This is a genomic window from Acidobacteriota bacterium (assembly GCA_028875575.1).
GTDB lineage: Bacteria > Acidobacteriota > Terriglobia > Versatilivoradales > Versatilivoraceae > Versatilivorator.
In genome coordinates, this window is sequence record JAPPDF010000093.1 from 1 (window position 1) to 11,021 (window position 11,021).

Annotated in this window: 9 protein-coding genes; 5 read left to right on the top strand and 4 right to left on the bottom strand. The window is 59.4% G+C overall.

Annotated elements, in window-relative coordinates:
• Both OXI69_15105 and OXI69_15110 read left to right on the top strand, forming a co-directional pair.
• On the top strand, positions 1-577 hold a 577-nt coding region (locus tag OXI69_15105), incomplete at its 5' end, for a heterodisulfide reductase-related iron-sulfur binding cluster (protein MDE2667471.1).
• A gap of 101 nt (positions 578-678) precedes the next feature.
• Positions 679-1,317, top strand: a complete 639-nt coding sequence (locus OXI69_15110; GenBank protein MDE2667472.1) for a hypothetical protein — start codon at positions 679-681, stop codon at positions 1,315-1,317.
• Positions 1,318-1,520: 203 nt separating this feature from the next.
• On the opposite strand, the gene OXI69_15115 is transcribed toward OXI69_15110, so the two are convergent.
• Positions 1,521-1,982, bottom strand: a complete 462-nt coding sequence (locus tag OXI69_15115; protein ID MDE2667473.1) for a dCMP deaminase family protein — start codon at positions 1,980-1,982, stop codon at positions 1,521-1,523.
• A gap of 459 nt (positions 1,983-2,441) precedes the next feature.
• Here OXI69_15115 and OXI69_15120 point away from each other — a divergent pair, with 459 nt between their 5' ends.
• Positions 2,442-3,068, top strand: a complete 627-nt coding sequence (locus tag OXI69_15120) for an O-methyltransferase (protein MDE2667474.1) — start codon at positions 2,442-2,444, stop codon at positions 3,066-3,068.
• Complete coding sequence (locus OXI69_15125; protein MDE2667475.1) at positions 3,065-3,907, top strand: MBL fold metallo-hydrolase; 843 nt, start codon at positions 3,065-3,067, stop codon at positions 3,905-3,907. Before OXI69_15120 ends, OXI69_15125 begins: the two co-directional genes overlap by 4 nt.
• 36 nt (positions 3,908-3,943) lie before the next feature.
• Here the strand turns inward: OXI69_15125 and OXI69_15130 are convergent, their stop codons facing one another.
• From OXI69_15130 to OXI69_15140, 3 genes are read right to left on the bottom strand one after another with little or no spacing between them, the layout of a single operon-like run.
• Positions 3,944-4,822, bottom strand: coding sequence for an energy transducer TonB (locus tag OXI69_15130; GenBank protein MDE2667476.1), 879 nt, complete (start codon positions 4,820-4,822; stop codon positions 3,944-3,946).
• Positions 4,823-4,837: 15 nt separating this feature from the next.
• Positions 4,838-5,665 (bottom strand): ABC transporter permease, encoded by an 828-nt coding sequence (locus tag OXI69_15135; GenBank protein MDE2667477.1) that lies wholly within the window; start codon positions 5,663-5,665, stop codon positions 4,838-4,840.
• A 33-nt stretch (positions 5,666-5,698) separates the two neighbouring features.
• Complete coding sequence (locus OXI69_15140; GenBank protein MDE2667478.1) at positions 5,699-9,172, bottom strand: pyruvate carboxylase; 3,474 nt, start codon at positions 9,170-9,172, stop codon at positions 5,699-5,701.
• A gap of 338 nt (positions 9,173-9,510) precedes the next feature.
• Between OXI69_15140 and OXI69_15145 the strand changes: the two genes are divergently transcribed.
• The gene (locus tag OXI69_15145) at positions 9,511-10,743 is read left to right on the top strand and encodes a 2,3-bisphosphoglycerate-independent phosphoglycerate mutase (GenBank protein ID MDE2667479.1); all 1,233 of its coding nucleotides are present in this window, start codon (positions 9,511-9,513) and stop codon (positions 10,741-10,743) included.
• Positions 10,744-11,021: the final 278 nt, after the last annotated feature.

Genomic DNA, 11,021 nt, shown 5'->3' on the forward strand with positions numbered 1-11,021 from the left:
CATTCAAACCTTCGAGCAGGCCGGCGTTTCGGCTGTCATCGTCAATGCAGCCGGCTGCGGGGCCAAGCTCAAGGAGTATGGGAACCTTCTGGCCCACGATCCCGAGTTCTCATCCCGAGCCCGGTCTTTCAGCCAAATGGTCGTGGATATTTCGGAGTTTCTGGACGGGCTGCCGGCTCTTTCTCCGCCGGGCCGGCTGGAGCTAAAGATCGCCTACGACGACCCCTGCCACCTGCTGCATGCCCAAAGAATCGGGCAGGCCCCGCGGCGCCTGCTGCAGAATATCCCGGGGCTGAAGCTGCTGGAGTTGCGGTATCCGGACCAATGTTGCGGGAGCGCGGGGATTTACAACATCACTCACAGCGAATTGTCGACGCGGATCCTGGAGCGCAAGGTCGAGGACATCAAGCAGTGCGGGCCGGCCGTGGTGGCCACTGGCAACCCCGGGTGCATTCTTCAAATTGCTTATGGCCTGCGGATGGCGCACCTGCACCACATACAAGTGATGCACCCCATGGAGATCCTCGATCGCGCCTACGGATCAACGTCTGAGGGAAACGGTCGCAATACGGGCTGAACCACCAGGATCTCCTGTGGTAAGGTGTGACGGAGAGGCGCTGTTCTCATGGAAAAATCATACGGTAACCGCGTGCCGGCGGACAGAACCCAGGCTCCGCGATGAACCGTGTTGAACCGATTCGAACCGGTGTGGCCGGAGAGCAGGACAGTCCGATTGCGGTCAGAATGCGGGCCGATGTCCTGAAGGAGTTTCTCCGAGCCATCGGCCTTAAGAAAAGGGCCGTGTTGCTGGATATTGGCATTCCGACAGGAGCCAACGTCGAGTTTTTCTTCGGACGTGAGGTCAAGCTATTCGTGGAAGACCTGGTGGACGCTTACTCAAACCCCGAATACTCGACCTCATTCCACGATCAACGGACGCTGGTAGTGAGCAAGTTCTTCAGAGAGAACTTCAAATACCCTGTCGACTTCTTCGACGGACTGATTTGCTGGGATCTGCTGAGCTATCTGGATCCCGAATTCGCCTCCCTGTTTATCGCCAGGGTATCGGCCATGATGAAGTCGAAGAGCTTGATTTTCGCCCTCTTTCAGACCAGGCCGCCTGCCGGCTCCGACTGGATCCACCAATACCGCATCGTTACCGAAGCCCATTTGGAACGCACTCCCACCGATCGCGCCATGTCCATCCGGAAAATCTACCAGAACCGGGACGTGACTCAGTTGTTCGACGGCTACGAAACCCGCAGATTCCTGCTGATGAAGCACAACCTCCTGGCCGTCGTCATGCAAAAATACTGACCCCCCCTGCCGACCTGCTCTTCGTGATTCTTCGTATTCCTTGGTGGAAATCTTTTCCCGGTTTCCGACCCTTGGCGGATCCCTCCTGAGCCTGCTCCAGCTCCTTGGTGGCCCTTCGTTGTCCTTCATGTCCCTTCGTGGATATCTTTGTTGGAACCTTGTGGATATCACTCAATAGTTTCAATCAGGCTTCTCTGCAACCTTCAGGTAAGCCGAAATTCTCGGATCGTGATTCCGGCTTCCTCGAACAACCGAAAGGTCGCGTCGTTGAGAGGATAACCCTCATTGAAAACCACCTCCCTGACCCCGCTGTTGATGATCATCTTGGCGCACATCAAGCAGGGCGAAAGGGTGGAATAGAGGCATCCGTCCTTGACGCTGGTGCCGTGGTAGGCCGCCTGGGTGATGGCGTTTTCCTCGGCGTGGGAACACAGACACTCGTCCAGCCGGGTACCGCTGGCTGCCAGGCCGCTGCAGCGCGGACATCCCCCCTCGTTGCAGTTCCTTGTTCCGCGCGGGGTTCCGTTATAGCCGGTGGACACGATCCTGCGGTCTTTCACCACCACCGCGCCAACCTTCCGCTTGATGCAGTTGCTCCGCATGGAAGCCACCTGGGCAATCCTCATGAAATACTCGTCCCATGAGGGCCGCGGCGGGCCGGCCAGCCTCGGCCGTACCAGGTGGCTGAGCTTCTCCAAGGCTTCCCCTTCGGATTGGCCGAGGGGTAGCACCAGGTCGAAGGACACTACCGGCTCCACGGGTTCACCGACCCAAACCAGCACCATTCCCGCTTCCCGCAGGGACTTCCAATCGGAAGGCAATTGCCGTTCTCGAAAAACCAGGTGCTGCGACTGCTGCCGCGGCAGGGGCCGGGTGGACCGGCACGCACCGAACCCCTTCTCTTCCAAGTCATTCTGGAGGGCCAGGGTCAGTGGCGAATCTTCCCCGAACAACCCGATGATCATTCTGCAATCCTATGTTTCCGGATCAGCTCCAACTCCCGTCCTTGCACGGACCCCTCTTGGAGCGATTGCCCGCCTTGGCCGTTGCCGACCGGTCCAGATTACCATAAGATCCAGGCGTAGCAAGCGCGCCCCTGATCCGACCCGGCAGGAGAACAACCCATGAAAATTCTGGATCCATCCATCGTTCGCTACCTCCATTCCCTGACTCCTTCGAGGGACTCCGCCCTCCAGGAAATGGAACGTATCGCCGCCGAGAGGAGATTCCCCATCATCGGTCCCCTGGTAGGCCGCCTGCTTTGCCAACTTGCGCTGCTGACAGGTGCCCAACGCATCTTCGAGCTGGGATCCGGTTTTGGTTACTCGGCGATCTGGTTTGCAAGGGGCTTGCAACCGGGGGGTCGGATCATCTGTACCGACGGCTCCGGGGAAAACGCCGCCCTGGCCGCCCGCTTTTTCCAACAGGCCCGAATTGAAGGTCTGGTAGACTACCGAACCGGCGACGCCCTTTCCCTGCTGGCCGAAGAACCGGGATCCTTCGACATCATCCTGAACGACGTGGACAAGCACGAGTATCCCGAAGTATTCCGGCAGGCGGTCCCCCGATTGAAAAGGGGAGGCCTTCTGATTACCGACAACACCCTGTGGGGCGGACGGGTGGTCGAAGACGACGACACTCCCAGCACGGCGGGAATACGAGCCTTCAATCGACTGGCCTTTCAATCCCAAGACGTCCTGACCACCATCATTCCCCTCAGGGACGGGGTGGCACTGAGCATCAAGCGATGAAGATAGGACCCTACCGCATCGTTTCCCTGGAAACCGGCCGTTTCGGCCTCGACGGCGGCGCCATGTTCGGGGTTGTCCCCAAGACTCTCTGGAGCAGAACCAACCCCAGCGATGAGCGCAATCGGATCCCACTGGCCATGAGGGCCCTGTTGATTCTGGACGAAGAGCGCAAGATTCTGGTCGATGTGGGCTGCGGCCACAAGTTTTCCGACAAACTCAAGGAGATTTACCGCCTCGACCATAGCCGCTACACCCTGCCGGGCTCTCTGGCTGCCAACGGCATCGAGCCGGAAGACATCACCGATGTCATCCTGACCCACTTCCATTTTGACCATGCCGGGGGCGCCACCTGCTTCCGAAACGACCGGTTGGAGCTGACCTTCCCCTCGGCCAGGCATTACATTCAGAAGCTTCAATGGGAGCGAGCCCTGAAGCCGTCCGAGAAGGACCGGGGCAGCTATATGCCGATGGATATCGAGCCGTTCCACGACCACCCACAACTCACGATCCTGGACGGCCCCCGCGAGCTGTTCCCCGGGCTCCACCTCCTGATCTCCAATGGACACACTCCGGGCTTGCAGATGGTCAAGATTCAAGACGGCGACACCACGCTTTTCTATTGCGGCGACATGATGCCCACCGCCTCTCACCTTCCGCTGCCCTACCTGATGGGGTACGACCTCTATCCCATGACGACCATCGAGGAGAAGCGGCACTATCTGCAGCAGGCATGTGAGGGAAACTGGATCATCGCACTGGAACACGACCCGGTGGAGCAGGCCATTCGCATTCAGCCAGGCAGGAAATACTTCGAGGTTTGCGAGTCGGTGGAATTGTGATGGGATGGCGGCGCCGATGGTGCCAGCCTATGCCTGCTAATTCCAGTCATCCTGCTCCAAACGATAGACCACCTTGGCCCGATGATTGCTGGCCACCGGCTTGCCGTCCTGGTAGGCCGGAGCAAAGTCCCACCAGTATTTCACCTCATAGAGCGCCCGTTCGGTGAGCCCGAACTCCAAATTGGACTCGGGAGTGGCTTCAACCACCTCGCCGTTGGGATCCAGCTTCAAGGCGATGCTCAGGCTGGCGGTCTTCTTTTTCCTCCTGGCCTTTTGGGTACGCCTGGGAAACGTGCTCAACAGGGTTACGGGTCCTCGGGTTCCGTTGCTGACAAACGGGGCCGCCACCCGCCGGCAACGTACCCTGGAACCATAAAAGTTCTTGCCGAAGAGCACACCCAACTGGAATCTCTTGAGGCGATCACTGCTGACCCCGATGTTGACCTTGTTGAAATTCTCCAGAAAATTCCTGTAGTCCTCACCGCCGACCGGCTGCAACCGATAGGCCAACCTTCCCAACAGAAATACGACCTTGCGCACTTTCTCCGGAAAGTCGAAATTGTACCCGAGCTCGAATCTGCGCCGCGTGCGCTGGCGGACGCAAGCCCGGGGATTGCCCTCCAGCTTGGACTTGCGGCCATCGTAGAGAAAGGAGTCGAACCGCAAGGGTTGCCCTTCCGCCGTTCGCATGAATATCCGCTCCACCGTGAGGCAGCGGCGATTCTCCCCCAGGTTGATCACTTCGATGAAGGCTTCCCGGTCAGGGGTCAGTTCAAACGCGAAGAGAATGGTGGAATCCAGGTAGGCGTGATGGACACTGGCCTCCGGCAGAAAATCCGGAGTTGCCCGGACCGTGGATCCCCCCAGCAGCGCCGCGCCCACGGCCAGCAAAGGAATGCGCCAAAGAGATTTCATGGATAAAACCGCCAATTAAAGCACATCGGCAAAGGATCGCTTGACGTAGCGAAACACCAAACCGCCGCACACGAAGGTAACCAGAGCCATCCCATAGAGGGGAATCATCCCCTGCCAGGACGGCATCTCGGCAAACAGCAACATCTTGCGATAAGCAATCACGACTTCGGCCAATGGATTGAAGCGCATGGCCAGGATCAGCTTGTCGCTGACGCTGCCCAAGTGTTCTTCGGTATAGAAAATGGGAGTAAAAAAGAACCAGAAGGTCAGGACTACCGTGACCACCTGGGCGGTGTCCCTCAGAAACACCTGAAGACTCGAGACCACCCAGCTCAACCCCAGGGCAAACAGCATCAGGGGAAGCAGATAGAGGGGAATCAACAGCACAAGAAAGCTCAGGTCCTGCAGGTAGAAGAGGATGATCACCAGGAAGATGGCCAAGCCGATCAGATGGTTCACCAGGTTGGCGATCAGTACGGCCACCGGCAGGATCTCCGAGGGGAACAAAGTCTTGGTGATCAGATTGGCGTTGTCCACCAGCACGTTGCTGGAGCGGGTCAGGGTCTCCTGGAACATCATCCAGGGAAGGATGCCGCAGAACAGGTAGATGGCAAAGCTGGCCGTTCCGGTCTCGGGAAACCGGGGGTGTTGAATTTGTAATTTCCAGATCACCGAAAACACGAAGGTGTAGCACACCAGCAGCGCCAGCGGATGGATCACCGACCAGAAGAGCCCCATGACCGAACCCACGTAGCGGCTCTTGAGATCGCGTTGGACCATCGACCGGATGAGACCCCGATGGCGAACGACCTTGCTGACGAAATTGACGATAAGACCGGTCACGGGACGAACCCCGTCGGCGGGCAGCGGCGGTGATTATTCGATGGTCAACAACAGGGCCTTGGCCTCAACGTGCTGCCCTGCCCCCACCAGTATCCGGCTGACCCGTCCGGCCACTGGGGCGTAGATCGTACTCTGCATCTTCATGGCTTCCAGGGTGAACAGCTTTTCACCCCTGTCCACTCTCTGCTCCAACTGGACGAATACGTGGGTAATGACCCCGGGCGACGGGGGCCCCACCTGCCCGGGCTCCCCGGGGCTGATCTTCGGATGTGCCGGGACAGCCTCTTTCAGGCTTTCGTCGCGCACCACCGCCTCACGAGGCTGTCCGTTGAGCTCGAAGAAAACGGTTCGTCGGCCGTCGGGGTTGGGTTCGCTGATGGTCAGGAACTTGATCACCAGGGTCTTTCCGGGCTCGATGTCCACCGCAATTTCGTCTCCCGACTGCATGCCGTAGAAGAACTGGGGCGTCGGAAGGACGCGGACGTCGCCAAAATTCCGATGCGTGGCTACGTAGTTCAGAAACACATCCGGATACAACAGGTAGCTCAACACCTCGTCATGGCGGACATCCCGGCCGAGCTTTCGCTTCAGGAATTTCCGAGTCTTGCCGAAGTCGGCGGGCGGCAGATCGGCTCCGGGACGTGTGCGGCTCGGTTCAGCTCCCCGCAAGATGATTGTTTGCAGGCGAGACGGCCATCCTCCCGGGGGAGCTCCCAGCGAACCGGCAAAGAGATCGATCACTGAATTGGGAAGTGCGAGATCGTGCTTGACGTCCAGCTGGAGCAGATCCTCCGGAGCCATCCCCTTGGCCAACAGGAACAGCGTAAGGTCTCCCACCACCTTACTGGAAGGAGTGACCTTGACGATGTCGCCAAAGAGTCGATTCACCTCGGCGTAGGTCGACTCCACCTCGCTCCAGCGGTAACCCAGACCCACGGCTGCCGCCTGCTGGCGCAGATTGGTGTATTGCCCGCCCGGTATCTCATGCAGGTACACCTTGGCGTCTCCCGACCTCGGACCGCTGTCGAAGGGTCGATAGAAGTCGCGGACAAGCTCCCAGTAATCCGAGTAGCTTCCCAAGACCACGGGGTCGAGCCCCGTGTCCCGCGGCTGGCCGCGCAAGGCTTCCACAATGGAGTTGAGATTGGGCTGGCTGGTCTGACCGCTCATGGACGAAACGGCGCCGTCGACCACATCCACTCCGGACTCGGCAGCCTTCAGGATGGAAGCCGCGCTCACACCACTGGTGTCGTGGGTATGGAAGTGAATCGGAATTTCCACCTCCTGGCGCAACGTCTTCACCAGTTCGGCGGCGGCGTAGGGTTTGCAGAGACCCGCCATGTCCTTGATGGCCAGGACGTGGGCGCCCATCTCCTCCAGCCGTCGCGCCATCTTGAGGTAGTAGTCAAGAGAGTACTTGGGCCGTCGGGAATCGAGGATATCGCCAGTGTAGCAGATGGCGGCCTCGCAAACGGCGTGGGTGTCCCGAACCGCAGCCATGGAGACTTCCATGTTTTCCACGGAGTTCAGGGAATCGAAAATACGGAAGATGTCGATGCCCTGCCGGGCCGATTCCTTGATGAATTCGGCCACCACGTTATCCGGGTAACTGGTGTATCCCACCGCATTGGAAGCCCGAAACAGCATCTGGAAGCAGATATTGGGGACGAGATCTCGAAGCTGCCGCAGCCTCTGCCAGGGATCTTCGTTGAGAAAGCGCAGGGCGGTGTCGAAGGTGGCGCCGCCCCACATCTCCAGGCTGAAGAGGTGGGGCAACCGGTGAGCCACGGCCTCGGCAATCCTCAGAATGTCGATGGAACGCACCCGGGTCGCCAGCAAGGACTGATGCGCGTCGCGGAAGGTGGTGTCGGTGATCAGAAGGCGCTCTTGCTTCCGCATCCACTGAGCAAACCGTTCCGGACCCAACCGAAGCAACTGCTGCCGAGTTCCCGGAGGCGGAGCGATTCCCTTGGGAAAGGGAATCTCAGGCAGGGGCGCCGGCTGAATGTCTCGACTGGTTCTCGAAGTGGCGAATGACTCGGGCCAGGGCTTTCCGGCAACCTCCGGATTCCCGTTGACGATGACCCCCGCCAGGTAGTTCAGCAGTCGAGTGGCCCGATCCCGTCTCTGGACAAAGTGGAACAGCTCGGGATACTCGTCAAGGAAACACGTGGTGGCCAAGCCATCCTGAAACACCGGATGGTTGACGATATTTTCGAGAAAGGGCACATTGGTCTTGACGCCACGGACTCGAAACTCTCGCAGGGCTCGATCCATCCGCTGACAGGCTTCCTTGGGGGTCCTTCCCCAGGCCGTGGCCTTGGTCAGCAGGGAATCGTAATAGGGAATCAGGACCGCACCCCCGGAGACCGCGCCTCCATCCAATCGCAAGCCGAATCCGGCTGGAGAACGGTAGGTCGTGACCTTTCCGAAGTCCGGCGCGAAGTTGTTTTCCGGGTCTTCCGCCGTAATGCGGCACTGCAGGGCGCTGCCGTAGAGCGGCATGTCCTCTTGGCGGGGCAGAGAGATCGGAGGCTCGTGCAGCCGGCAGCCCTGAGCAATCAGGATTTGCGAGCGCACCAGGTCGATTCCAGTGACTCTCTCGGTTACGGTATGCTCGACCTGAATTCGGGGGTTGACCTCGATGAAGAACCATTCGCGGCTGTCCACATCCAGGAGAAACTCGACCGTTCCGGCATTCACGTAGCCGACTTCACGCGCCAGGGCAACCGCGGCTTCCCACAACTCCTCACGCAACTTCTTCGGTATTCCTGCAGCCGGCGCCACCTCCACTACCTTCTGATGCCTTCGCTGCACCGAACAATCCCGCTCGTAGAGATGCACGACTTCCCCATGTCGGTCGGCCAGGATCTGAACCTCCACATGCTTGGGACGCTCGATGAAGCGTTCCAGAAAAAGGGCGCCATTGCCGAAGGCAGCCTCTGCTTCGCTTCGGGCCTCGGCCAATTGCTTTTCCAGATCCTCGGCGGAACGGATGATCCTCATTCCCCGGCCTCCCCCGCCAAAGGCGGCCTTGGCAATCAAGGGGAATCCCAGCTCTAAAGCCGTTTGCAGGGCCGCCTTCCCTTCCTCCACGGGCTCGTCGGTCCCGGGAATGACCGGGATTCCCGCCTTCTTGGCCAGGCGGCGGGCAGCCAGCTTGTCTCCCAGCAACTCCAGCAGATGGGGTGTCGGCCCCACGAAGGTGATGTCTTCCTGCCGGCAGGCCCGGGCGAACTGAGGGTTCTCCGCCAAGAACCCGTAACCCGGATGGATGGCGTCCACCTTCTTGTCCCGGGCAATCGCCAGAATGCCCTCAATATCCAGATAGGCCTCCACCGGTCCCTTGTCTCTTGAAAGGGCATAAGCCTCGTCGGCCTTGAAACGGTGCAAGCCGACGCGGTCCGCCTCTGAGTAGATCGCCACCGTCCGCAACCCCAGTTCGGTAGCCGCCCTCATGATACGAATGGCGATCTCGCTGCGGTTGGCAGCCAGGAGTTTCTTCATCGTTTGATTGGAACACCCATGTTTCGCCCCTTATGAGCCGCCTCGTCGTATGGGACGGCGGCGCAACAAGGTGAAGAGTGATTAGTGGCCAGTGGTTGGTGGATAGCTATTTGATCCACATGCCGAGCATCTTTTCGGTCTCGGCGCAGTCGCTCAAAAAGTGCAAACAAGTGGTCAGGCACTTTCCAGCTATTAGGACCGGTCACTGACCATTGACCACTAACCGTGCCGCACCGGGACATCAACAAAAGATTCCTATTCTATACACAAGCCCCGGGAGACGGAAAGCCGTTGTAATGTAGAATGCTGCTTGCCGGTCCGGACGGATAACGAACACGGTGAAAACGGTGGAAGAAGAAACTCTGTATCGATCGCTGAGGCTGCCTCACCGGCCCGAGGGGAAGCTCGTCCTGCTGGTCCTGGACGGTGTTGGCGACATCGCGACCGCCGCGACCGGCTACCGCACTCCTCTGGAGGCAGCGGTCACTCCGAACCTGGATGAATTGGCCCAGGCCTCGGCCATGGGCCGAATGACTCCTGTACTGCCGGGGATAACGCCGGGAAGCGGACCCGGCCACTTGGGTCTTTTCGGCTACGATCCTGCCGTGTTCCGAGTCGATCGAGGCGTGATCGAGGCACTGGGACTTGGAATGAATTTGAAAATGGGCGATGTGGCCGCTCGCGCCAACTTCTGTACGGTCAATGCCGATGGAATCGTAACCGACCGCAGAGCCGGCCGCATCGACAGCGGGTTGAACCGGGTCCTCTGCGAAAAACTGGGCGCCATTGGCAGGATCGGCGAGACCCAGATCATTGTCCGGCGTGGAAGATCCCACCGGTTTGTGGTGGTTTTTCGCGGTGGCGGTATCGCCGGCCCTCTCCCCGACTCCGATCCTCACCGGGCAGGTCTTCCCATAAGGCCGATCATAGCCGAAAGCCGGGAAGAGAGGGTCAAGAGGGCGGCCGAGGTGATCGCCGCCTTCTACCGGCAGGCCATGCCACTGCTTTCGGAAGACCTTCCCGCCAACGGTTTCCTCTTGCGAGGCATCGGCAGCCTTCCCCGTATCCCCGGGTTTGAAGAGCGGTTTCGACTGGGAGCCGCGGCGATTGCCGTTTACCCCATGTACAGGGGACTCGCTCAACTGATCGGGATGCGGAATCTGGAAAGAGCAAGAGAGATCCCACAGCAGTTTCAACAGTACCTCGACGAGTTCCAACACTTCGACTATTTCTTCATCCACGTCAAGGGGACGGACATGGCCGGGGAGGACGGCAATTTCGACGGGAAGGTGGCCGTCATCGAAGCCGTGGACCGTGCTCTCCCCATTCTCTTGCAAAAACGTCCCCTGGTGCTGGCCATCACCGGTGACCATTCCACCCCGGTGGCGATGAAATCGCACAGTTGGCATCCCCAGCCGGTTCTGCTGAACAGCCCGGTTTGCGGGAGCGACAAATTGAGTCGTTTCACCGAAACCTGCGCCAACCGGGGCTCGCTAGGGGTATTCCAAAGTCAATACTTAATTCGATTGATGATGGCCAACGCGGGGCTCTACGGCAAGTTCGGCCCCTGATCCGCCGGGAGACCCGCGTTGTCGCGCGGATCGTTCGAGAGTGAAACAGGTTTGTTTCAAGTAAGTGGCGCCACCGCCCTGCAGGACGGATCATGCGAGAGTGAAACAGGGGCCGGTTACGAACCAGGGAGACTGCCCCCCACAGGCTCGACTGTGGGCTAGATCTCCCCTATCCGGCGATCTCGCCGATTCCGTCCCCCCCACCGGTTCGACTGCGGGCGGGGCCCTTGTCTCACCGACTCCTGTACCGTTCTGAGAAGGACCTTTGGCGGATAATC

What these genes read in the sequence shown, in the direction of transcription:
- OXI69_15120 (MDE2667474.1), top strand. Translation starts at nt 2,442, where the DNA reads ATGAAAATTCTGGATCCATCCATCGTTCGCTACCTCCATTCCCTGACT.
- OXI69_15110 (MDE2667472.1), top strand. Translation starts at nt 679, where the DNA reads ATGAACCGTGTTGAACCGATTCGAACCGGTGTGGCCGGAGAGCAGGAC.
- OXI69_15140 (MDE2667478.1), bottom strand. Translation starts at nt 9,172, where the DNA reads ATGAAGAAACTCCTGGCTGCCAACCGCAGCGAGATCGCCATTCGTATC.
- OXI69_15130 (MDE2667476.1), bottom strand. Translation starts at nt 4,822, where the DNA reads ATGAAATCTCTTTGGCGCATTCCTTTGCTGGCCGTGGGCGCGGCGCTG.
- OXI69_15125 (MDE2667475.1), top strand. Translation starts at nt 3,065, where the DNA reads ATGAAGATAGGACCCTACCGCATCGTTTCCCTGGAAACCGGCCGTTTC.